General features: G+C 61.5%; 21 protein-coding genes. 18 read left to right on the top strand and 3 right to left on the bottom strand.

Annotated elements, in window-relative coordinates; genetic code table 11:
- Positions 1 to 2: 2 nt before the first annotated feature.
- The 5 genes from cobN to cobJ are packed head-to-tail and all read left to right on the top strand — an operon-like array spanning position 3 to position 6,529.
- Entirely contained in the window at positions 3 to 3,296 is a 3,294-nt protein-coding gene (cobN, locus tag I9184_RS07940; protein ID WP_209833599.1) for a cobaltochelatase subunit CobN, read from the top strand.
- Positions 3,293 to 4,414 (top strand): cobalamin biosynthesis protein CobG, encoded by a 1,122-nt coding sequence (locus I9184_RS07945; protein WP_209833601.1) that lies wholly within the window; start codon positions 3,293 to 3,295, stop codon positions 4,412 to 4,414. Before cobN ends, I9184_RS07945 begins: the two co-directional genes overlap by 4 nt.
- Positions 4,414 to 5,043 carry a precorrin-8X methylmutase gene (locus I9184_RS07950; protein WP_209833603.1) on the top strand — a complete coding sequence of 210 codons (630 nt, stop codon included), beginning with the start codon at positions 4,414 to 4,416 and terminating at the stop codon, positions 5,041 to 5,043. Before I9184_RS07945 ends, I9184_RS07950 begins: the two co-directional genes overlap by 1 nt.
- On the top strand, positions 5,040 to 5,768 hold the full coding sequence (locus I9184_RS07955; RefSeq protein ID WP_171633615.1) for a precorrin-2 C(20)-methyltransferase: 729 nt from the start codon (positions 5,040 to 5,042) through the stop codon (positions 5,766 to 5,768). The genes I9184_RS07950 and I9184_RS07955 overlap by 4 nt, the downstream gene beginning before the upstream one ends.
- Positions 5,765 to 6,529: a precorrin-3B C(17)-methyltransferase gene (gene cobJ / locus I9184_RS07960; protein ID WP_209833605.1), complete on the top strand. Its 765-nt coding sequence runs from the start codon at positions 5,765 to 5,767 to the stop codon at positions 6,527 to 6,529. The genes I9184_RS07955 and cobJ overlap by 4 nt, the downstream gene beginning before the upstream one ends.
- On the opposite strand, the gene I9184_RS07965 is transcribed toward cobJ, so the two are convergent.
- Entirely contained in the window at positions 6,520 to 7,251 is a 732-nt protein-coding gene (locus I9184_RS07965) for a cobalt-precorrin-6A reductase (protein WP_209833607.1), read from the bottom strand. The genes cobJ and I9184_RS07965 overlap by 10 nt on opposite strands.
- Between I9184_RS07965 and cbiE the strand changes: the two genes are divergently transcribed.
- From cbiE to mdoH, 13 genes are all read left to right on the top strand, one after another.
- The gene (gene cbiE, locus I9184_RS07970) at positions 7,250 to 8,449 is read left to right on the top strand and encodes a precorrin-6y C5,15-methyltransferase (decarboxylating) subunit CbiE (protein ID WP_209833609.1); all 1,200 of its coding nucleotides are present in this window, start codon (positions 7,250 to 7,252) and stop codon (positions 8,447 to 8,449) included. The two genes, I9184_RS07965 and cbiE, sit on opposite strands and share 2 nt — an antisense overlap.
- A complete protein-coding gene (locus tag I9184_RS07975) occupies positions 8,446 to 8,826 on the top strand; it encodes a cobalamin biosynthesis protein (protein WP_171633625.1) in 381 nt (126 codons plus the stop codon). Before cbiE ends, I9184_RS07975 begins: the two co-directional genes overlap by 4 nt.
- On the top strand, positions 8,823 to 9,617 hold the full coding sequence (gene cobM / locus I9184_RS07980; RefSeq protein ID WP_171633627.1) for a precorrin-4 C(11)-methyltransferase: 795 nt from the start codon (positions 8,823 to 8,825) through the stop codon (positions 9,615 to 9,617). The genes I9184_RS07975 and cobM overlap by 4 nt, the downstream gene beginning before the upstream one ends.
- Positions 9,604 to 10,926 carry a cobyrinate a,c-diamide synthase gene (locus I9184_RS07985; RefSeq protein ID WP_209833611.1) on the top strand — a complete coding sequence of 441 codons (1,323 nt, stop codon included), beginning with the start codon at positions 9,604 to 9,606 and terminating at the stop codon, positions 10,924 to 10,926. Before cobM ends, I9184_RS07985 begins: the two co-directional genes overlap by 14 nt.
- Positions 10,923 to 11,651, top strand: a complete 729-nt coding sequence (cobA, locus tag I9184_RS07990; protein ID WP_209833613.1) for a uroporphyrinogen-III C-methyltransferase — start codon at positions 10,923 to 10,925, stop codon at positions 11,649 to 11,651. The genes I9184_RS07985 and cobA overlap by 4 nt, the downstream gene beginning before the upstream one ends.
- Positions 11,644 to 12,414 carry a precorrin-6A synthase (deacetylating) gene (gene cobF, locus I9184_RS07995; protein ID WP_171633636.1) on the top strand — a complete coding sequence of 257 codons (771 nt, stop codon included), beginning with the start codon at positions 11,644 to 11,646 and terminating at the stop codon, positions 12,412 to 12,414. Before cobA ends, cobF begins: the two co-directional genes overlap by 8 nt.
- A 58-nt stretch (positions 12,415 to 12,472) precedes the next feature.
- On the top strand, positions 12,473 to 12,931 hold the full coding sequence (locus I9184_RS08000; RefSeq protein ID WP_171613504.1) for a DUF302 domain-containing protein: 459 nt from the start codon (positions 12,473 to 12,475) through the stop codon (positions 12,929 to 12,931).
- A 78-nt stretch (positions 12,932 to 13,009) separates the two neighbouring features.
- Positions 13,010 to 14,629: a thiamine pyrophosphate-binding protein gene (locus I9184_RS08005; RefSeq protein WP_209833615.1), complete on the top strand. Its 1,620-nt coding sequence runs from the start codon at positions 13,010 to 13,012 to the stop codon at positions 14,627 to 14,629.
- Positions 14,616 to 15,800 (top strand): CaiB/BaiF CoA-transferase family protein, encoded by a 1,185-nt coding sequence (locus tag I9184_RS08010; protein WP_209547179.1) that lies wholly within the window; start codon positions 14,616 to 14,618, stop codon positions 15,798 to 15,800. Before I9184_RS08005 ends, I9184_RS08010 begins: the two co-directional genes overlap by 14 nt.
- Positions 15,801 to 15,979: 179 nt before the next feature.
- A complete protein-coding gene (locus I9184_RS08015; RefSeq protein WP_171633645.1) occupies positions 15,980 to 17,350 on the top strand; it encodes a tetratricopeptide repeat protein in 1,371 nt (456 codons plus the stop codon).
- A gap of 28 nt (positions 17,351 to 17,378) precedes the next feature.
- Entirely contained in the window at positions 17,379 to 18,596 is a 1,218-nt protein-coding gene (locus I9184_RS08020) for an OpgC domain-containing protein (protein WP_209833617.1), read from the top strand.
- Complete coding sequence (locus I9184_RS08025; protein WP_209833619.1) at positions 18,593 to 20,092, top strand: glucan biosynthesis protein G; 1,500 nt, start codon at positions 18,593 to 18,595, stop codon at positions 20,090 to 20,092. Before I9184_RS08020 ends, I9184_RS08025 begins: the two co-directional genes overlap by 4 nt.
- A complete protein-coding gene (gene mdoH, locus I9184_RS08030) occupies positions 20,089 to 21,960 on the top strand; it encodes a glucans biosynthesis glucosyltransferase MdoH (protein WP_171723595.1) in 1,872 nt (623 codons plus the stop codon). Before I9184_RS08025 ends, mdoH begins: the two co-directional genes overlap by 4 nt.
- Here the strand turns inward: mdoH and I9184_RS08035 are convergent, their stop codons facing one another.
- Together I9184_RS08035 and I9184_RS08040 are read right to left on the bottom strand one after the other, a co-directional pair.
- Positions 21,961 to 22,785, bottom strand: a complete 825-nt coding sequence (locus tag I9184_RS08035; protein ID WP_209833621.1) for a PHB depolymerase family esterase — start codon at positions 22,783 to 22,785, stop codon at positions 21,961 to 21,963.
- Positions 22,782 to 23,255 (bottom strand): rhodanese-like domain-containing protein, encoded by a 474-nt coding sequence (locus I9184_RS08040; protein WP_348539513.1) that lies wholly within the window; start codon positions 23,253 to 23,255, stop codon positions 22,782 to 22,784. Before I9184_RS08040 ends, I9184_RS08035 begins: the two co-directional genes overlap by 4 nt.
- Positions 23,256 to 23,402: the final 147 nt, after the last annotated feature.

The raw sequence follows: 23,402 nt of genomic DNA on the forward strand, positions 1-23,402 counted from the left end.
CCATGCACGTCGTCTTTCGTGAAAGCCACGGGCTCGAGGAAACCGAGACCCCAACCGATCTGGGCCAGAGCCCGGCGGACCTGATGGTGCTGTCCTTTTCGGACAGCGACCTAGGCGCTTTCGCGGCGGGCTGGCATCGTGGTGGCGGACCGGAAGGGCGAATGCCGACCCTGCGGCTGGCGAATTTGACGGCTCTGAAACACCCGCTGTCGGTCGATACCTATGTCGAACAGACGCTTCAAGGCGCCAAGGGCATTCTGATCCGTCTGATCGGCGGGGTGCCCTACTGGGCTTATGGGTTGCAGCAGGTTCTGGCGCTGGCGCAGGCCAAGGGCATCGCACTGGCGGTGCTGCCCGCCGACGGGCGCGCGGACACGCGGCTGGATGACTATTCCACCCTGCCGGTCTCGACCCTGCGGCGTCTGGCGCATCTGTGCGATACCGGCGGCGAGGTCGCGGCACAGGCCGCGCTGGCGCAGATGGCTTTGGCGGCGGGGCTTTATGCCGGTCCGGTGATGGGCGCCAAGACCTTGCCCGAATGTGGCGTGTGGTGTCCGGATCGCGGCGTAATCCCGGTGGAAACCGCATTCGAAGGCAAGACTAAACGAATCCTCGTCACCTTTTACCGCGCTTACCTGACCTCGGCAGACACCGCCCCGATCGCAGCCCTGATCCGCAGCCTGCGCGCCCGTGGATACGCGGCGGTGGGCCTGTTTGCCCCGTCTCTCAAGGCGCCTGTAGCCGCCGAATGGTTGCGGGAACAGGTTGTTGCGCTGAACCCATCTGCCATTGTCAACGCCACTTCGTTTTCGGGAAAAGGCGCGTCGGGAACGTCGCCTCTGGACGCTGCAGGCGTGCCGGTGTTTCAGGTCGCTCTCGCCACCTCGCGCCGCAAAGCCTGGGCCGAGGCGGAACGCGGTTTGTCCCCGGCCGATCTTGCCATGCATGTGGTACTGCCCGAGGTGGATGGACGGATCTCAGCAGGAGTTGCGTCTTTCAAGGAACCCGGAAAACGCGATCCGCATCTGGAATACGCGCGCTTTGCACACCGTCCCGAACCGGACCGGATCGAAGCGATCATCGACCGTGTATCGGGCTGGCTTGCACTGAACGACAAACCCAAGGCAGATCAGATTCCTGCGTTGGTCCTGTCCACCTATCCCGGCAAAGACTGGCAGATGGCCCATGCGGTTGGCCTCGACGCGCTGGCCTCGGCCCAGGCGATGCTGTCCGATCTTGACGAAGAAGGCTATGACATCGCGACTGGCGAGCCGATTGCCGACACTCTTCTGGACGCACGGATTTCGTGGTCGCTTGGGGATTATCAGGATGCGCTTGCGGAATTGCCCGAGACCCTGCGCGCTGATCTGCACACCGTTTGGGGCGCGCCCGAAGATGATCCGGCCTGTGCCGATGGGGCCTTCCATTTCGCCGCGCTTCGGCGCGGCAAGGCGCTGGTCGCGCTGCAACCCGAACGCGGCACGCCCGAGCTGCGGGATGACGACTATCATGACCTCTTGCGCACCCCGCGCCACGGTTATGTCGCCTTCTATCTGTGGCTGCGCAAAGGGTTGGGTGCCGATGCGCTGATCCATATCGGCGCGCATGGAACGCTGGAATGGTTGCCCGGAAAATCGGTCGCCTTGTCTGCCGATTGTTGGCCCGAGGCGCTGATCGGCGATCTGCCTGTAATCTACCCGTTCATCGTGAACGACCCGGGCGAGGCCGCGCAAGCCAAGCGCCGGATCGGAGCCGTCACACTGGGCCACATCCCGCCCCCGATGAAGGAAAGTGGCACGCCGGATCGGATGGTGCGGCTTGAATCGCTGCTGGATGAGTTTTCGAACGCCGACGGGCTTGACCCCAAACGCCGCGACCGCTTGCAGGAAGATATCCGTGATGAGGCGCAGGCGATAGGGCTGGAAAGCGATCTCGGCCTCGATCAGGCTACCTGCACCGCCGAGGCCATCACCCGCATCGACCGCTTTGTCTGTGACATCAAGGAAAGCCAGTTTGGCGACGGGCTGCACATCTTTGGGCGCGTGCCGGAGGTGACGGGCAGTTTCGATCCGGCCCCTTCGGCCCACGCCGAACGCGACGCGTTGATTAAAACGCTCGAAGGCAAGCGGATTGATGCCGGGCCTTCGGGGTCCCCCTATCGTGGCCGGTCAGATGTTCTGCCCACCGGGCGGAACCTTTACACCACCGATCCGCGGTCGGTTCCGACCCGTGCGGCCTATGCTCAGGGTGTGAAACTGGCCGAGGAACTGGTGCGGCGCCATCTTCAGGAAGAAGGCGATTACCCGAAGGGGCTGATCATCGATCTGTGGGGGTCAGCCACCATGCGCACGGCGGGCGAGGAATTCGCCATGGCCTTGCACCTGCTGGGCGTCAAACCCGTGTGGGACAAAGGGTCCGAGAGGGTTTCCGGCATCGAGGTTCTGCCGATCACCGACCTGAGCCGCCCGCGCCTGGACGTGACCCTGCGGGTCTCGGGCCTGTTCCGGGATGTTTTCCCGACGCTGTCCGCTTTGTTTGGCCAAGCGGTTCGCGCATTGGCCGCGCGCGATGAAGCGACGGATTGGAACCCCTATGCCGGGCAGGCGCCGGCAGCGCGGGTCTATGGACCTGCGCCCGGAAGTTACGGCGTCAATATGACCGAACTTTCCGAAGTGTATACCGACGAGGCCCGTGCGCAGGCCGGTGAAGCGTGGCTAGAGGCCAGCTCTTTTGCATTGGAAGGCGAACACATCTCGCAGGACAAGGACGGCATCACCCAACGTGTTGCAAATGCGGACAGCTTTGTCCACTTGCAGGACCTGACCGAAACCGATCTTCTTTTGGCCAACGATTATGCCACGCACGAGGCAGGCTTTGCCGCCGCCAAGAAGATCGCCGGCGGAACCGCGCAGCTGTACCATCTGGACAACACCAACCCCGAAAACCCGCGTGCCCGAACTTTGCGTGAAGAAATCAGCCGAGTCGTCCACGCCCGTGCCGCCAACCCCTGCTGGATCGCCGGAATGCAACGCCATGGTTTCCGGGGGGCGGCCGAAATCGCGGCAACGCTGGATCATATGGCTTCTTTCGCGCATCTGTCTGGCACGGTCGCACCGCATCTTTTTGACCTCTACCACGATGCCACTCTGGGCAACGAAGAGGTCGACGCGTTCCTGCAAGAGGCCAATCCCAAGGCGCGTCAGGCCATGCAGGACCGGTTTCGCGCGCTGCTTGAGGCCGGGCTTTGGAACACGCGCCGGAACTCTATCAGGGCTGATCTGGAGGGATTGAGATGAGTGCACCGATCGTTCAGGGCTGGTGCCCGGGCGCCCATCGTCCGATGATGTCCGGTGACGGTCTGGTCGTCAGGGTCAGGCCCCGGCTGGCGCGTCTGGACGCCGATCAGGCACTGGGACTGTGCGATCTGGCTGACCGCTTTGGCAACGGCTCGATCGATTTGACCAATCGCGCCAATCTGCAATTGCGGGGCGTGGAAGAGGAAGACCATCAGCCTCTGCTCAAAGAGCTTGCCGCGCTGAACCTGCTGGATGCGGAACCCGGTATCGAAATACGCCGCAATATTCTGGTTACACCGCTCTATCAGGCGGGCGATTTGACTGCTCGGCTGACCCATGAACTGATTGACCGGCTTGCGGAGCTGCCGGCCCTGCCGGCAAAGTTCGGTTTTGCAATCGACACGGACCCCGAACGTCTGCTGGCGTCGGATTCGGCTGATATTCGTCTGGAAACCAGTGCAGGCGGCCTGATCCTGCGCGCCGATGGCTGCGAAACCGGGCGGAGCGTGACCGAGACCGACGCCATTGACCACGTGATCACGCTGGCGATGTGGTTTGCCGAAACCTACACGCCCGAGACACGCCGCATGGCGCGTGTCATCGACGCCCTGCCGCAGGAATGGCAAGGATGTGCGCCCGGTTCTGTTGGCGCAAAGCTTCAACCGGGCCCCTGTGAACTGGGTGCCCTTTACGGCGCGGCTTTTGGGTCGCTGCCTGCGCGCAATCTGTATGACCTGATCGAGGACAGCGGCGCTTGCGCCCTGCGCGTCACCCCGTGGCGGCTGATCCTGCTGGAAGGCGGGGCGGCGATACCTGCCCCGGCCTTTGTCGAAAATGGAACCGATCCGTTGATGACCACCGACGCCTGCCCCGGCGCGCCGTTCTGCCCGCAGGCGCAGACCGAGACGCGCGACATCGCCCGGGCGTTGGCGTCGCGGGTGGCCGGACGCCTGCATGTTTCAGGCTGTAGCAAGGGATGCGCTCGCATGGGTCCTGCCGACATCACATTGGTGGGCGCAAACGGACGATTTGATCTTGTCAAACAGGGCCGCGCGGGGGATGAGCCCAGCCAACGCGGGCTCGACCCGGAAACACTCATGACTATGGACTTCACCTGATGCCCTATACATACGAAACCGATGGCGCGGCGATCTACAAGGAAAGCTTCGCCACCATCCGGTCAGAGGCTGATCTGGCCCGGTTTGATGCCGATGAAGAGCAGGTTGCCGTTCGCATGATCCACGCCGCGGGTATGGTCGGACTGGAAGAGTTCGTGCATTTCTCGCCCGGCTTCGTGCAGACGGCCCGCACTGCTTTGGAAAATGGCGCACCGATCCTGTGTGATGCGCGCATGGTCAGCGAAGGTGTCACCCGTTTCCGCCTGCCCGCCGACAACCAGGTGATCTGTACCCTGCACGATGAACGCGTACGCCCGCTGGCTGCCGAGATGAGCAACACCCGTTCCGCCGCTGCGCTGGAGCTGTGGCGGCCGCATCTAGAGGGCGCGCTGGTCGCCATAGGCAATGCGCCCACCGCACTGTTCCATTTGCTGAACATGCTGGAAGACCCGGATTGCCCGCGCCCTGCCGCGATCATCGGCTGCCCGGTTGGCTTCGTCGGCGCGGTGGAATCCAAGGATGCGCTGTGGCAGGCGCAACCGGCGCCATCCTGCATCGTCAAAGGTCGTCTGGGCGGCAGCGCCATCACGGTGGCGGCCATCAACGCCATCGCAAGCCGGGCGGAATGAAGATGGGCACCATATACGGTGTGGGCCTTGGCCCCGGCGACCCGGATTTGATGAGCGTCCGGGCTGATCGCCTGCTGCGCAATGCAAAGCATGTGGCGTATTTCCGCAAACCAGGTCGCAGTGGTCAGGCCCGCAAGATCGTCAACGGGATGATCCCTGAAGGCGCGGTCGAGTTTCCGATGGAATATCCCGTAACCACCGAGATCCCGGTGACAGACCCGCGCTACAACGAATTGCTGGCAGCTTTCTACGAAAACTGCACCGCCCATCTCAAGGCCCTGTCCGAACAGGGCGAGGATGTGGTGGTCTTGTGTGAGGGAGATCCGTTTTTCTACGGCTCGTTCATGCATCTATACAATCGGTTGCGTGACGAAGCTCCGGTCGAGGTTGTGCCAGCCATCACCGGCATGTCCGGTGCGTGGACGGCCACGGGCGATCCGATCACCTGGGGTGATGACGTGCTGACCGTGCTGGTTGGCACCCTGCCCGAAGAAACGCTGGCGGAACGCATGGCTCTGACCGATGCGTTGGTCGTGATGAAAATCGGACGCAACATCGACAAGGTGAAGCGCGCTCTGAAGACCGCTGGCTTGTATGACCGGGCGTGGATCGTGGAATATGCGCAGATGCCGAACCAGACAGTGACCAAGCTGTCCGAAGCCTGCGAGAAGATCACCCCGTATTTCTCGATCATCGTCGTGCACGGTCAGGGGCGGCGACCATGAGCGGCTGGGTCAAGATTGCCGGTCTGGGGCCGGGTGATGAGGCGCTTGTTACACCAGAAGTAACAGCCGCGCTGGCCGAAGCCACCGAAGTTGTGGGCTATATCCCATATGTGGCGCGTATTGCCGAGCGCCCCGGCCTTACACTGCATGCCAGTGACAACCGGGTCGAAATCGACCGCTCGCAACACGCGCTGCAAATGGCTGCCGATGGCAAACGGGTGGTCGTTGTATCCTCGGGCGATCCCGGCGTGTTTGCCATGGCGGCGGCCGTCTTCGAAGCACTGGAAAACGGCCCTGCGGAATGGCGTGACCTTCAGATCGATGTGCTGCCGGGGATCACGGCGATGTTGGCTGCATCCGCGCGCGCGGGTGCCCCGATGGGACATGATTTCTGCGCCATCAACCTCAGCGACAACCTCAAACCATGGTCATTGATCGAAAAACGCCTGCGCCTTGCCGCACAGGCGGATTTCTCGATGGCCTTTTACAATCCCCGCTCGAAGTCTCGCCCGGAAGGCTTTGTAAAAACGCTGGAAATCCTGCGTGAAGAGTGTGAGCCCGAACGTTTGATCCTGTTCGCCCGCGCCGTATCGCGGGCCGATGAAGAGATGCGCATTTCGACACTGGCCGAAGCCACGCCCGACATGGCGGATATGCAGACTGTGGTGATCGTGGGGTCATCCCGAACGCGCGTCATCGAGCGCGATGGCGCACCCATCGTTTACACCCCTCGCTTCACCCCTGGTGAGGATCAGGGATGAGACAGCCAGTCCAGAACCTGTGCGACCTGCGAAAACTCGGTCCGCTTCGGCAGAACCGGGCGGTCGATCATCAGCACGGGCACGCCCAGCGCCCGCGCCGCGTCCAGCTTGGCGCGCGCGCCCGTGCCGCCTGCGTTCTTGGACACGACCAGCTGCGTCCCATGGCGCTGCATCAACGCCCGGTCGTCGGCTTCGGTAAACGGCCCTCGGGCGACGACCACCTCTGCGTTCGGCAAGGGCAGCTCATTGGGCGCATCCACCAGACGCAGCAAATAGCGATGCTGGGGCTGGGCCGTGAAGTCCTCAAGGTGCATGCGGCCAACGGCAAGGAAAACACGCTGAGCATCGCCGGACAATGCGTCGACGGCGGCAGCGATGTCGGGCACATGACGCCAGACATCGCCGGGCTGCGACACCCAGGCCGCGCGGGTCAACGCGGCCAATGGCGCCCGCGTCGCGGCGCATGCCTCGATCGCGTTCCGACTCATCCGGGCCGCAAAGGGATGGGTCGCGTCCACGACATGGGTGATGGCATTCTCATGGATATAGGCAGCCAGACCCTCCGGACCGCCGAAACCGCCGACCCTTACCGGCAAGGGCTGAGGACGCGGGTTTTTCACCCGTCCGGCGTAGGAATACACAGCCGCAATCCCTTGTTGCGAAACAGCTTTGGCCAGCGCGTTGGCCTCGGTCGTGCCACCAAGGATCAGGAGGGTTGTCATGTCTGAATCTCCGTGGCTGACCGTTCTGGGACTGGGCGAAGATGGGTTTGATGGCCTGTCGCCATCCGGCCGTCAAGTGCTGGACCGGGCCGAAGTGATCATGGGGCCGCCGCGCCACCTGTCATTGCTGCGCGAAACAGGGGCGGAGCGTGTCGAATGGCCTGTGCCGTTCTCGGAAGGTCTGCCGATCCTGAAAGGATTGCGTGGCCGGCAGACCGTTGTTCTGGCCTCGGGCGATCCGTTCTGGTTTGGCGCAGGCTCTGTCATTGCGCGCAATTTCGATGCCGGTGAATGGACCGCCCTGCCCGGCCAATCCACCTTTTCGCTGGCGGCTGCCCGGCTCGGCTGGCCTTTGGAAAGCACACTGACCTTCGGCCTGCACGCCGCGCCGCTGACCCGTTTGCGTCCTCATCTGGCACCGGGAGCGCACGCGATCCTGTTGCTGCGTGACGGAAAGGCCGTGGCGGAACTGGCACGGTATCTGACCGAGACAGGCTTTGCCGACTCGGCCCTGCATGTGATGCAGGCCCTAGGTGGCCCGCGCGAAAACATCAGAACAGTCACGCTGACCGAGGCGCTGTTGGGTACGTTCGACCATCCGGTCTGCGTCGGTCTGGAGGTTTCCGGTGCAGGACCTGCCCTTTCCAAGGCGTCTGGCAAACCGGACCACATCTTCGAGACGGACGGTCAGATCACCAAACGCCCGATCCGCGCCCTGACACTCTCGGCGCTTGCCCCGCAACGCGGCGAACATCTGTGGGATATAGGTGGAGGCACAGGTTCAATCAGCATCGAATGGCTGATGTGTGATCCGACCCTTTCCGCGACGTGTTTCGAGCCCCGTGCCGACCGGGCTGAGCGAATCCGCCGAAATGCAGATACATTGGGGCAAGATCGATTGAATGTAGTACACGGAACCGCACCAGAAGCGCTGTCAGGTGTCGACCTGCCGGATGCCGTTTTCATCGGCGGAGGATTGAGCGCCAATCTGCTAGCGTGGCTGCGCGATGCGCTTCCTAAAGGCACACGCCTTGTCGCCAATGCGGTCACATTGGAAAGCGAGGCCCTGCTGGCACGTTGGCACGAAGACTTGGGCGGTGACCTGCTTCGGATAGAACTTGCACAATCAGCCCCGCTGGGACCAAGGCGCGGCTGGAAGTCCGCCTATCCGGTGGTGCAGTGGAGCGTGACGCTATGATCGTTGCTGGCCTCGGTTTCTCCTCTTCCGCGACAGCCGACAGCTTGCGTGAAGCGTTTGACGCGGCAGCCGCAAACCACGACGTCGCCGCCTTGGCAACCGTGGCCGACAAGGAAGGTCATTCGGCCCTGACATCCTTTGCAGAAGAGGTGTCTCTGCCCTTACATTTCGTTGCCGCAGGCGATCTGGCCGGGCAACGCACACTCACTTGCTCGACCCGTAGCCGGGCCACCTATGGCACCGGAAGCGTGGCCGAAGCATCCGCCTTGGCTGCCGCCGGAAAGCTTGTTGGCTCGGGCGCGCGGCTGCTTTCACCCAGACAGATTTCAGACGACCGGCTGGCCACATGCGCCATAGCCATCGGAGGACAAACATGACCGTTCATTTCATCGGCGCCGGACCGGGCGCCGCCGACCTGCTGACGCTGCGCGGGCGCGACATCATCGCATCCTGCCCCGTTTGCCTTTATGCAGGTTCCCTGGTTCCGGAAGAAATTCTTAGCCACTGCCCGGAAGGCGCAAGAATCGTGAACACCGCGCCAATGGATCTGGATCAGATCATGGCCGAGATCGAGGCCGCACATCAGGCCGGCCAGGATGTGGCCCGTCTGCATTCCGGCGACCTGTCGGTCTGGTCGGCGATGGGGGAACAGATCCGCCGCCTCAAGGAAATGGGCATCCCGGTCAGCGTAACCCCAGGCGTTCCGTCCTTTGCGGCGGCTGCGGCGGCTTTGGGAGCCGAGCTTACTCTGCCCGGGCTGGCGCAATCCGTGGTTCTGACCCGGACGCCGGGCCGTGCATCTTCCATGCCCGAAGGCGAGACGTTGGAGAATTTCGCACGCACGGGGGCGACACTTGCCATTCATCTGTCGATCGGCAATCTGGACAACGTCATTGCCGATCTGACCCCGGCCTATGGGGCCGACTGTCCGGTCGCCGTGGTCTATCGCGCAAGCTGGCCGGATGAACGGATCATCCGCGCGACGCTGGGAACGCTCAAAGAGGCGCTGGATGACAGCATCTCGCGGACTGCGTTGATCATGGTCGGTCCGGCACTGGCGGGCGAAGGTTTCGACGAAAGCTGCCTGTATTCGAAAGATTACGACCGCCGCTATCGCCCGCAAAGCGCCGAGAGCCCCTGGTCAAGCTGGAGCCATGGTGATGATTAACCCTCCGGGCCTTCTGATTTCCGCCCCGTCTTCGGGCACGGGCAAGACAACGGTCATGCTGGGCCTGTTGCGCGCGTTGGCCGAGGATGGCCTGACCGTTCAACCGTTCAAGAGCGGACCGGACTATATCGACCCTGCCTTCCACCGAGCCGCGTCCGGGCGGGCTTCGTTCAATCTTGACAGCTGGGCGATGGGCGATCCTTTGTTGAACACGATCTCTGCGCAGGCCGAAGGCGCCGACATCGTGGTGGCGGAAGGTTCGATGGGCCTGTTCGATGGCGTGGCCAAGCCGGGTGAGTTGGGTCATGGGTCCAGCGCCGAGACCGCTGCACGGATGGGTTGGCCGGTTGTGTTGGTGCTGGACGTCGGCGGTCAGGCGCAATCTGCGGCGGCCACCGCGCTGGGGTTCAGGATGTACAACCCCGATCTGCCCTTTGCCGGCGTCATTCTGAATCGCTGTGCCAGCCCCCGGCACGAGCGTCTGACCCGGCTCGGGATGGAACGTGCAGGCCTGCCGGTTCTGGGTGTGCTTCCACGCCGAGGCGATCTGACCCTACCCGAGCGGCATCTGGGGTTGATCCAGGCCGTCGAACACCCGGATCTGGAAAGCGCCATTGTGGGCTATGCCGCATTTCTGCGCGAACATGTGGATCTCGAGGCGATCAAACGGGCGGCTTCCTCAGGCCCCATTGGGCCATCGTCAGACGCGCTGCCGCGCCCTCCGGCCCAGCGGATTGCATTGGCACGGGATGCGGCTTTTTCTTTTACCTATCCACATTTGCTGGAAGGCTGGCGCACCGCCGGGGCCGAAATCCTGCCCTTCTCGCCGCTGGCTGACGAAGCCCCGGCGGCGGATGCCGACCTGGTCTGGCTTCCCGGCGGATATCCTGAACTGCATGCCGGGACGTTGGCTGCTGCAAAAACCTTCCTCGCGGGTCTGCGCAAGCACGCGGAAACAAGGCCTGTGCATGGTGAGTGCGGTGGATACATGGCGCTGGGTCATGCGCTGATCGACAAGAATGGCGTGCGGCATGAAATGGCTGGCCTGCTGGGTTTGGTGACGTCCTACCAAAAACGCAAATTCAACCTGGGCTATCGCAAGGCCGAACTTTTGGCCCCGATGCCGGGATTTGAGCGGAATGCAGCGCTGCGCGGGCATGAGTTCCACTATTCCTCGATCGTGGATCAACCTGACCCGCCGCTGGCCCGTGTGTTTGATGCCGAAGGCGCAGAGGGACCTCAGACCGGCTCTGTTCGCGGCAATGTCACAGGTACGTTCTTTCACCTGATTGCGGAGGCAACTGCATGAGCGGATTTGTGTCTTTCATCGGCTCGGGCCCCGGCGATCCGGAGTTGCTGACGTTGAAGGCCGTCAACAGGATGCAAAAAGCCGATGCGATTTTGTTCGATGACCTCAGCAGCGGGCCGATTCTGAGCCACGCGCGCGAAGACGCCGATCTTGTGGGCGTGGGCAAACGGGCCGGTCGCCCCTCGCCCAAACAGGACCATGTCAGCCGGTTGCTAGTGGACTACGCCCGGACCGGCCAACATGTCGTGCGGTTGAAATCCGGCGATGGCGGCATGTTCGGGCGGCTTGAAGAAGAGCTTGTTGCCCTTCGTGATGCGGGCATTGAATTCGAGATCATCCCCGGCATCCCGTCTGCGGTGGCTGCCGCAGCTGCCGCAGGTATCCCGCTGACGCGCCGTCTGACCGCACGGCGCGTGCAGTTCGTGACGGGACATGACGTCAGCGGCGCGCTGCCGGACGACCTGAACCTGACCGCACTGGCCGATTCTCAGGCCACCACCGTCGTATTCATGGGCAAACGTACTTTCCCGCTTCTGGCAGAAGCGCTGCATTCACACGGCCTGTCATTGGACACGCCTGCCCTGATGGCTGAATCTGTTTCGACCCCGGATCAAAAGCTGACGCGCACCACCATCGGTGCTTTGGCCGAACAGCTAAAATCCGAGATCGGCACGGCTCCGGCCCTGATCCTTTACGGGCCGCTGGCGGAGTTCGAAGATGATTGATCTGAGCCTGATTGGCATCGGCACCGGCAACCCGGATCACGTGACCTTTCAGGGCGCGCAGGCGATCCGGTCGGCCGATCTGATCCTGATTCCCCGCAAGGGCGAAAACAAGGCCGATCTGGCCGGGCTGCGTGAGGACATCATCGACCGGGTAACCGAGACACCGCCAAGGTTAGCCTATTTTGACATCCCAAGGCGCCGGGCGGACGATGGCTATCTGCGCGGCGTGGACGAATGGCACGACGCCATTGCGCTGCGCTGGCACGAGGCGATCGAGGCTCACCCGGGGGCGCAGCACATTGCTCTGCTGATTTGGGGCGACCCGTCCCTGTATGACAGTTCGCTGCGCATTGCGGCGCGGCTGGACCCCAAGCCCAACACCAGGGTGATTCCGGGCATCACGGCCTTGCAGGCTTTGACCGCGGCTCATGCGATCCCGATCAATGATCTGGGCGCACCCTATGTCGTGACCACCGGGCGTCGTATCCGGGATGAAGGCTGGCCTGAAACCGCTTCGAAAGTCGCCGTCATGCTGGACGGGGAATGCTCGTTCCAGTCCCTCAGGATGGCAGAGTATGACATCTGGTGGGGGGCCTATGTGGGCATGAAAGAAGAGCTGCTGATCAGCGGCCCTTTGGATCAGGTCGCGCAGCGGATCCTTGACACGCGCGCCCGCGCCCGAGCCGACCATGGCTGGATCATGGATATCTACGTGCTGAAGAAACGCGACGTGCAGCAGCGCGCGGCGAACACGGATTCGTGACTGCGCAGAACTCTCAAGTCTGGCACACAGGTCAGAGCAAGATACCGGAGACGCGTTGATGAAAGCCTTCATTCCCCTGCTCTGCCTGATCGCGTTGCCCCTGTGGGCTCAGAATGCGCCCGAGGGCTGGGCCGTATACCCAACCCAGAAACCGTATGCGGAACTGGTTGACGCAACCAAAGCCGCGATCAAGGAAAACGGGCTGATCGTCGTGACTCAGGCGGGCCCGACCAAAGCGGCGGCAGCACGTGGGATATCGATTCCCGGAAATCGCGTGATCGGCGCTTTCAACAATGACTACGCCGTGCGGGTTCTGGAAACCTCGGTCCACGCGATGATCGAGGCCCCGATCCGGTTTTACGTTACCGAGAACAAAGACGGGACGGCGAACCTGTCGTATAAAACCCCCAGTTTCGTCTTTGCGCCCTACGCCTCGGAAGGCGGTCAGAACCTGATGGATATTGCAGCAGAGCTTGACTCGACGTTTCAATCGATCGCTGAACGCGCAGTCAAATAGTCACACTGGCGTGAACCGCCTTGCGTCCGGGAACGTCCTCCGCAATCTGCTTGAAACGGTTCTATCGGAGCATGACTGATGCAAGACCCCTCGCCCCGCGCTGCGGATATTCTGGCCCAACGCTTATATGAAGCGGGGTGCCGACACGCATTCGGGATGCCGGGGGGCGAGGTTCTGACGCTGGTCGATGCGCTGGAAAAGGCTGGGATCACCTTTCATCTGACCAAGCACGAAAACTCTGCCGGGTTCATGGCCGAGGCCGTTCATCATCGCGACGGTGCACCTGCGATTCTGGTGGCCACTCTGGGTCCGGGCGCAATGAACGGGATCAATGTGGTAGCGAACGCTTTGCAGGATCGTGTGCCGATGGTCGTTCTGACCGGATGCGTCGATGCGGACGAAGCGTTGACCTATACCCATCAGGTCATGGATCACAGCCGGGTTTATCGCTCGATCACCAAAGGCACTTATACGCTGACAGCCAAAGGCGCGGATATCATTGCCGACAAGGCGGTGTCGCTGGCCATGCAGCCACGACCCGGCCCGGTTCATATCGATGTCCCGATCTCGGTTGCCGACACGCCTGTTAACGGCGTGAAACGCCGCCGGCTGGCCAAGGTCGCGCCGGTCAGCCCCGGTGGGGAATGCCTTGAGAAGGCCCGCCGCTGGGTGGCCGAGGCCGAACGCCCCATCGCCATCATCGGTCTGGATGTCCTCTATGACGACTCGCGCAGTGTCGTGCAGGCGTTCCTGGAGCATTTTGGCATTCCTTTCGTGACGACCTACAAGGCCAAAGGCGTCGTGCCCGAGGATCACGCGCTGTGTCTGGGCGGCGCGGGGCTGTCGCCGCTGGCTGACAAGCATCTTGTGCCTCTGATCGAACAATCGGATCTGGTATTGTGCCTGGGATATGACCCGATCGAAATGCGCCCCGGCTGGCGTGAGATCTGGGATCCGGAAGAAAAGCGCGTCATCGATATCTCTGCCGTGGTCAACGACCACTACATGCATCAGGCTGGATTGAACCTTGTTGCCCACACGGGCGAGACATTGGAGGCAATAGCCAAAGGCAACCCGGCCCGTGAAACATGGCCGGGCAACGAACCCGCGCAGGTCAAAGCCGCGCTGGCAAAGGCCTTCCCCACCGATGAAAGCTGGGGGCCCGCTGCCGTCATTGCCGAAACCCGCGCTGTCCTGCCGCCTGAAACACTGGCCACGGCCGACAGCGGTGCACACCGCATTCTGCTGAGCCAGATGTGGGCGTGCAGCGAAGAACGCGGGCTGATCCAGTCCTCGGCGTTGTGCACGATGGGATGCGCCGTACCCATGGCCATTGGCCTGAAACTGGCCGAACCCGACCGCCCGGTGATCAGCTTCTCGGGGGATGCGGGGTTCCTGATGGTTGCGGGCGAGTTGTCGACAGCGGCTGAAATGGGCGGCAACCCGATTTTTCTGGTCTTCGTGGATGCCAGCCTTGCCCTGATCGAGCTGAAACAACGTCAGCGACAGATGCGCAACACGGGCGTGGATTTCGGCCATCATGAATTTGCTGCCATGGGCCGGGCCTTTGGCGGCAATGGCCATACGGTTCGTAACAGGACAGAGTTGCGCGCCGCACTGGAAGCTGCTGTAAAGGCTGAGACATTTACGGTGATTGCTGCTGAAGTTGAGCGTGGAGGCTATGATGGCCGCATCTGAAGGCCCGTTGAAGGGTGTCAAGGTTCTGGACCTTAGCCGGATCCTGGCAGGCCCAACATGCACGCAGCTTCTGGGCGATCTGGGCGCAAGCGTCATCAAGATCGAAAACCCGGCAACCGGTGGCGATGACACGCGGCAATGGGGCCCGCCCTACGTAAGCGATGCCCAGGGCAACCGCTCGGATCTGAGCGCCTATTTCATGTCTGCCAACCGCAACAAGAAATCCGTGGCGCTGGATATCTCCTCGGCCGAGGGTCAGGCGGAAATCAGACGCTTGGCGTCACATGCGGACATCCTGATCGAGAACTTCAAACCGGGCGGGCTGACCAAATACGGGCTGGACTATGCCACCCTGTCGCAAGAGTTTCCAAGCCTCGTGTACTGTTCAATCTCGGGCTATGGTCAAACCGGCCCGAATGCCAGCAAGCCCGGCTATGACCTGATGGCGCAGGGCTATGGCGGGATCATGTCGCTGACCGGCGACCCCGAGGGCGCGCCCATGAAAGTGGGTGTTGGCATTGCTGACGTGATGTGCGGGATGTATGCAACCGTGGGTATCCTGGCCGCGCTGCGCCACCGCGACTTGACCGGCGAGGGCCAGCAGATCGATCTGGCGCTGGTGGATTCTCAGATCGCCTGGCTGATCAATGAAGGCGTCAACTATCTGACGTCAGGCAATGTTCCGCAACGACGCGGAAACGGGCACCCCAACATCGTTCCTTATGACGTCTACGAAACCGCCGATGGGCACGTGATTCTCGCGGTTGGAAACGACGGCCAATTCAGAAAACTCTGCAACTTCATCAATGCTCCTGAACTGGCAGACGATCCGAGATTTGCGACCAACCCGGCCCGTCTGGAACATCGTGATGCGCTGAATTCGATTCTTCGCCCCGCAGTGAAGGCGCTGGACACCCACACCGTCATTTCCGGTCTGGAGGCTGTCAAAGTGCCCGTCGGCCCGGTGCAGACGCTGGATCAGGTGTTCAACACGGAACAAGTGGCCGCAAGACAGATGCAGATTGCCATGCAGGCCCAGCCGGGTCAGGTCAACCTGATCGGGAATCCTCTGAACCTGTCTCGGACACCTGTAACGTATCGTAACGCCCCACCGGTCTGCGGGGCCGATACTGAGGCTGTTCTGAGCGCCGAAAACCCGTTCGAGGATTGAAATACTTGCACATCTAGGCGACAAGTCGCTGAAACATGCCCTTGAATCGGCGGTTTTTTTCATCTTTTTCGCACACGTCATTTCACCAATTCGAGAGCAGCGTCGATACTGTTACGTCCCTCTCGCACACTCTGGTACATCGAACAGTGTCAAATATCGCAATCAGATTGGACCCAAGTATGAAACAAGACGTTTTCGGACAGATGAACACCCTGACCCAGCCGGCGGCAGTCGAAGCGTGGAATGGTGTTCTGCTTGGGTTCATGGCTCATGCCGCTGTCACGCCCCAGCACTTGGGCAAAGTGCTGGAACTCGAGCCCGACTTCGCGCTGGGTCAAGCGGTCAAAGGTCTGTTCATGGCGCTGCTTGGGCGGCGCGAGATGATGGCGGTTGCTGTCGAAGCGCTGGCTGCTGCCAACGCAGCGATGGAACGTCAACCTGTAACTGAACGCGAACGTCTCTACGTGGATGCGCTGGCCTTGTATCTGGCCGGACAACAGGCACAGGCGGTTCAGAAATTTGAAGCGATTCTGCGTGACCATCCGCAGGACACCCTGGCGATGAAACTAAGCCATGCGACCCGCTTCGTTCTGGGTGATGCAAACGGGATGCGCCGCTCGATCGAGCGTGTGATGCCCGCTTATGAGCCGGACCACCCCGGGCGCGGCTATCTGCTGGGCTGTCATTCTTTCGCGCTGGAAGAAACAGGCGCTTATGAAAAGGCCGAAATCGCGGGCCGTCAGGCGCTGTGGATGGTGTCCGATGATGCCTGGGGCCTGCACGCGGTGGCCCATGTCCACGAAATGACGGGCAATGCGCAGCTGGGCCTTGACTGGCTGGCCGGTCGCGAGGCGGCCTGGGCCCACTGCAACAACTTCCGTTACCACGTGTGGTGGCACAAGGCACTGATGCATCTGGATCTGGGTCAGGTCGATCAGGTGATCGAACTGTATGACAACCATATCCGCAAGGACAAAACCGACGATTATCGTGACATTTCAAACGGCACTTCACTGTTGATGCGGCTTGAACTTGAGGGGGTAAATGTTGGAAATCGCTGGGAAGAGCTGGCTGACCTGAGTGCCGCACGAACGGAAGACGGCTGCCTGATCTTTGCGGATCTGCATTATCTGCTGGCGCTTACCGGTGACAATCGCGCTGATGCCACGGCCAAGATGCTGAACCGCATGAACAAGGATGCGGCCCGCGCCGACGACGACACCACCCGCCGCATGGCAGACCCCGGTATCGCTGCGGCCATGGGCCTGGAGGCCTTTGGCGACGGCCACTATGGAACCGCCTTTGATCATCTGCTCGCGGCGCGCGATTCCATGCAACTGGCCGGTGGCAGCCACGCGCAACGTGATGTATTTGAACGCATTACCATTGATTCCGGCCTGCGCGCGGGTCGCCTGGACGCGGTGGAACGCATTCTGGATGACCGTCGCGCCAAGCGCGCCGGGGGCGAAGACAATTATGCCATCGCGCGTCGCGCCCTGATCGACGCGGCCCGCGACAGCGGTGACGTCCAAAGCGTCCCCGCCGAATAACAAGAAGACCAAGAAGGACAGAAAACGTATGGCGACCATATCGCCCGCTTCTGATTTTGTACCCGCTGCGGCCCCGGCCGCGGCCCCCGCCAGTGCGCGGGATCCGCGTCTGGATTTCTATCGCGGCATCGCGATGTTCATCATCCTGATCGCCCATATTCCCAACGACCCCTGGGCAAAGTGGATTCCTGCCCGCTTTGGGTACTCGGACGCTACCGAGATTTTTGTGTTCTGCTCGGGCATGGCCTCGGCCATTGCGTTTGGCGGGGCATTTCTGCGCAAGGGATGGTGGATGGGCACCGCCCGAGTGGCCTACCGCATCTGGCAGGTCTATTGGGCGCATATTGCCCTGTTCTTCTTTGTTGCAATGACAATGGCCGCGTTGGATCAGACCGGCGCGTTCGAGAAAACCTATGTCTCGTCGTTGAACCTTCAGCATTTCTTCAATGACCCGGCCCCGCAAATGGTCGGGATTTTCACACTGACCTATGTGCCGAACTACTTCGATATCCTGCCGATGTATCTGGTCGTACTGGCGCTTATGCCGCTTTACATGGCGCTCTATCGAGTCAGTTTCTGGCTGATGGCGGCAGTTTGCGTGGCCATCTGGTTCGTCGCGCAAACCGGCGCGCTTGCCCTTCCCGCTGAACCCTGGTCCCAGCGCCAGTGGTTCTTCAACCCCTTCGGATGGCAATTGCTGTTTTTCACCGGCTTTGCCTTCATGCGCGGTTGGATTCCGGCCCCGCCCGTGTCGAAATCCTTGATCTGGGTGGCGATTGCCTTTGTCGTGTTGTCAGCCCCGTTCGGGTCATGGAAAGTCTCCACCTGGATCAACACGGCTGCACCCGAGCTTGGCGCAGTGATCCGCAAGGGCTGGCCCCTGACCGAAGAGCTGCGTGGCAAAACCGAGTTCGGCCTTCTTCGATATGTCCACTTTCTGTCGCTGGCCTATCTGGGATGGGTTGCAGCGGGCGAACACGGCCACCGCCTGATCGCGACGGGTCATGGTGTGGGCGCACGTATCTGGCAAATCCTGCTGGCCGTCGTCACCAAGGTCGGCCAGCAATCCCTTGCCGTATTTGTGTTTTCCATGGCTGCGGCACGGCTGATCGGTGTCGCGCTGGATCAGGCTGGGCGGGATGTCGCCACTGTCTTTGTCGCCAACATTATTGGGTTTGCGATGATCATCGGCGTTGCCTATCTGGCAGCTTGGTTCAAGTCACAACCCTGGAAGTCGAAGAAATGAATTTTTCCCGTCGCGCATTCCTCGTCTCGACGACTGCTTTGGCCTTCGCTCCATCCGCTTATGCGACGAGCGGTGAGACGCCTTTTGACCGCGACTATGTAATCGAGGCGGCCCGCGATCTGGCCAGCCGCCCCTATGTGGAACGCGAGATGGTACCGCAGGAATGGCAGGATCTGACCTATCAGCAGTACCGTTCCATCCGGTTCCGGCTTGACCGGGCGCTGTGGTATGAAACCGAGACGCCCTTCAACGTGGATTTCTTCACCCCCGGCCTTTATTTCCCGCGCACCGTCAAGGTGGAAACGGTCGAGAACGGCATGACCAAGCCGGTCGCCTTCGATCTGGAAATGTTCGACAAGTCAGAAGACGTGCCGCAACTGCCGATCGATGACACGCTGGGCTTCTCGGGCCTGCGCCTGCGCACTGAAATGCACCGCCCCGGCAAGACAGATGAATTCTGCGTCTGGCAGGGGGCCAGCTATTTCCGCGCCATCGGTCTGCACGAGGTTTACGGACTGTCCGCGCGGGGTCTGGCGTTGAAAACCGGCGATCCGGATGGCGAGGAATTCCCCGAATTCATCCGGTTCTGGCTGGAACGTCCCGAACCGGGCCAACGCAACATGGTCGTGCATGCATTGCTGGACAGCCCCAGCGTGACCGGCGCCTATCGTTTCAACGTCACGGCGGGCGCGGATTGCATCATGGATATCGAGGCAACGCTGTTCCCGCGCGAAGACCTGTCCCATGTGGGCATTGCTCCGGGAACTTCGATGTTCCTGTTCGACCAGACCAACCACAGCCGGTTCGACGATTTCCGCCCTGCTGTGCACGACAGCAACGGCCTGCTGATCCGCAATGGCGCAGGCGAAGTGCTGTGGCGTCCGTTGGCCAACCCGACCCGATTGCAGGTTTCATCCTTCGTCGACACAAACCCGCGCGGGTTTGGTCTGATGCAGCGCAAACGAGAGTTTTCGGACTATGCCGATCTTGAAGCCAATTATCACAAACGCCCGGGCCTGTGGGTCGAGCCCCTTGAAGATTGGGGCAAAGGCTCGGTCACGCTGGTCGAGATCCCGGCAGATCAGGAAATCTATGACAACATCGTTGCATATTGGCGGCCCGCTGAACCCTATGCGGCAGGCAGTCAGGTCGACCTGTCCTATCGCCTGATCTGGGGGGAAGAACCCCAGCGCACACCGATGCCACGCGTGATCAACACCTCGATGGGCGAGAACACCTTTGGCGAAGGCCGGCTGGCCATCATCGATTTTGAAGACAGCGAACTGTTCGAGGACCTGGGCGCAATCACGGTCTTTGTGGATTCGCCACATGCGGAAACTTCGGAAGGCGTCTTGCAGCGCAACCCGGATACCGGCGGTCCACGGCTGGCGTTTTCATTCCAGCCCGGCGAACGCAACCATGTCGAGTTGCGCGCACAATTGTTGAAAGACAAACAGCCTGCCTCAGAGGTCTGGCTGTACCGTTGGACCACATGAGCCGCGATCTGCATATCATGCCGCCCGAGGCCCCTCTGGCGATGCCTGCGCAGAACTTCAGCGCACGGTTCCGGGATGCCGATGCGCCTTCCGGTCAGCACAAATCCGCTGCCGGTTTCTGGCGCGCGCTGGCTTTTTCGCCCGCGATGGCCGCCACTCTGGCCTTGCTGTGGGTCATGAGCGACTGGTTCGGCGCGGAAGGCATCAACGTGGTCGAAGCCATCCTTTTGACCTTGATTTCGTTCAACTTCTTCTGGATTTCCTTCACCGTCTGCACTGTTTTGCTGGGCATGGTGTCGCTGGCGAAACAGGAACGGCCTGAGCGTCGGACCGCGGCGCAACCCCTGCGGGTGGCCCTGCTGACCCCGGTCTACAATGAAGTCCCCTGGAACGTGTTGGGCAATGCCCGCACCATGCTGGAGGATCTTCAGGCGCGCGGCGGTAAACACCACTATGCCATGTTCATTCTGTCGGACACGCGCGATCCCGAGATTGCGGCGCAGGAACAGGCCAGCGTCGAAGCACTGCGCACCACCCTGGCACCCGGGCTTGAGCTGTATTATCGCCGCCGCGAACAGAATACCGACCGCAAAGTTGGCAACATCGCCGATTGGGTCAGCCGTTGGGGCGCGGATTGGGATGCCATGCTGGTGCTGGATGCTGACAGCCTGATGACCGGGCGCGCAATCCATCGCCTGACTGATGCACTGGCATGCGATCCGGGTGCGGGCTTGATTCAAAGCTATCCGCAGTTGATAGGCGCACAGTCAGTCTTTGCCCGGATGCAGCAATTTGCAAATGGTGTCTATGGCATCGCCTTTGCCGAAGGTCTGGCCCGTTGGTGCGGGCAAGAAGGCAACTATTGGGGCCATAACGCGATTATCCGCACCAAGGCCTTTGCCACCAGCGCCGGCCTGCCCAAGCTGCGTTCGTTCAGCGGTCAGGACAAGCTGATCATGAGCCACGATTTCGTCGAGGCCGGCCTGCTGCGCCGCGCCGGATGGGCCGTGCGATTTCTGCCGCGTATTCGCGGGTCATATGAAGAAACACCGCCGACCCTCATCGATCACGCCATGCGGGACCGCCGCTGGTGTCAGGGTAACTTGCAACACCTGAAATTGCTGGGTTCTTCCGGATTCCGTGCCGTATCGCGATTCCACATGTTCCACGGCGCGGTCGGCTATCTGATGTCCCCGTTGTGGTTTGCACTATTGTTGATGTGGGCGCTGATCGGTCAGGGTCAGGATGCCTCTGTCCTGCATTATTTCAGCCCCGACAATCCTCTGTTCCCGCAATGGCCCGAGATGTCGGAAACCCGTCACGTGCTGATCATTCTGGTCATGTACGCGATGCTGTTGGCCCCCAAGGTTCTGGGCGTTCTGGCCCTGCCATTGAGCGGTGTACGCTACGCGGATTTCGGTGGCGGGCGCAAATTCCTTGCCTCTTTCCTGGCCGAGGTTCTGTTGTCGATCCTTTACGCTCCGATCCTGATGGTTCAACAGATGATCGCTGTGTTCCGTACGGCTTTTGGCATTCAGCGCGGCTGGTCGCCTCAGGCCCGCGACGGTGGCACCTATGGTCTGCGAACGCTGATCCTGTGCCATGCGCTGGAAACCGTAAGCGGAGTGGCGCTGAGCGTCGGTATCCTGTCCGGTCTGGTGTCGGTCTGGCTGGCCCCGATCGCCATCAGCCTTGCGCTGGCTATCCCGTTGTCCGCGCTCAGCGGTGTCTCGGCAGGTGCCGCGCGCAAGATGGTCGGAATGCGGGAAGACTTCAGCGAACCCGCCATTACCCGGTCAGCGCGCCGCTATCGCGATGAACTGAAGCGACTGGTCGAAGGCAAAGGCAACATGACCCCGGCCGAGTGATCAACTGCCGGGAAGCCCTTCGTACCAATCGATTATCATGTCGGCCCAGCCCGCGGGAACGGTGTGCCCTCCGGGGAACAGAGCAAATTCCAGCGCACTGCCTTCGGCACAGGTGGTCCAGCGGCGGCGCATGAAATCACCCGTCGCGCTGAACCCGGTCGGTTTGTGATCGACACAACCGTTCGCATCGCGCCAGATTTCGAGACCCGCATAGATATCACCCTGCTGAAAGCGTCCTCCGCCCAGCAAGCGCCCTTCCAGCGGCACCACATTGTCGGTCCAGCCATGCGTGTGGAACATGCGGATCGAACCATTGCAGGTTTCGGGGTGCGGGCGCCAGAAACCACCGGAAACCGGGACATAGGCCGAGAACGTATCGGGGCTCTCGCAGGCCAGATAGTTGACCATGAAAGCTCCGGCGGAAAACCCGCCCAGCAGGACACGGTCAGTGTCGATGCCAAACCGCCGTGCCGCGTCTTGCACCGCTTCGGTCAGAAAGGCGGCTTCGTCCCGCTCACCAAAACCGGGATAGAAATTCCAGCTTTTGGTGCCGCCCCGGTCGGGCCTTTCCAACCCCTCAGGGGCCATCACCGCATAGCCGCGCTCCAACAGCGGTTCGACCATCCCGCGATTGCGCATCGTGCCCGACCCGCTGCCGCCATACCCATGCAGGAACACCACCATGGGCGCATTGTCCGCGTCGGGCAGTTCGATGTGATACGCACCCATGGGTGTCTCACAGGTATCCTCTTGACCGGCACACCCCGCGAAAGCGGTCTGCCCGGTCACTGCCAAGGCCAACGCCAGACTGAATTCCCGGATCATCCTGCATCCTCATCATATTTGCGCACCGGCAATCCGGCCCGAACCCATCCCGGCCCTGCGGCCGAACCCAACATACCCTCGGGCACGTCGATCACATTGGTGAATCCAGCTTCGATCAGGCGGTTGCTCAGGCGTGCCGAGCGAACGCCGCGCGCGCAAATCAAGGCCACCGGGGTCGCCGGATCGCCGCCAGCCAATTCCGTCAGTGCTTTGACAAAATCCTCGCGCCGCATGTCCAGCGGCACGGCACCTTCGCCTATGCCCGATGCGCGCCATTCACGCGGCGTGCGGATATCGATCAACAGAACGTTTCCCTTCGAGGCCTGCTCATGGGCCTCGGCAACCGTTATCCGGCCGCCGTCGTGGTCTTCGGGGATCAAACGGTATTCCCTGATCGCAAACCCGCCTGCAATCGCCGCGCATGCGCCGATCAACATCCATCTTCGGGCTCGGTTCACTTTCTCGGCCAAGCTTCAGCCTCCTGTTCGCTGACATGTGTTCTATCACAGATGGTCTGAAACGGGGGCGTTGAAAAACCCGGCCCGCATCAAGATCACGTCATTTTTTCGAATCCTTGCAGAGTTTCTGATGGGGCCAATAGGACTCTGTAAAAAAGT

This window comes from Ruegeria sp. HKCCE3926 (genome assembly GCF_017872515.1).
Classification (GTDB): domain Bacteria; phylum Pseudomonadota; class Alphaproteobacteria; order Rhodobacterales; family Rhodobacteraceae; genus Ruegeria.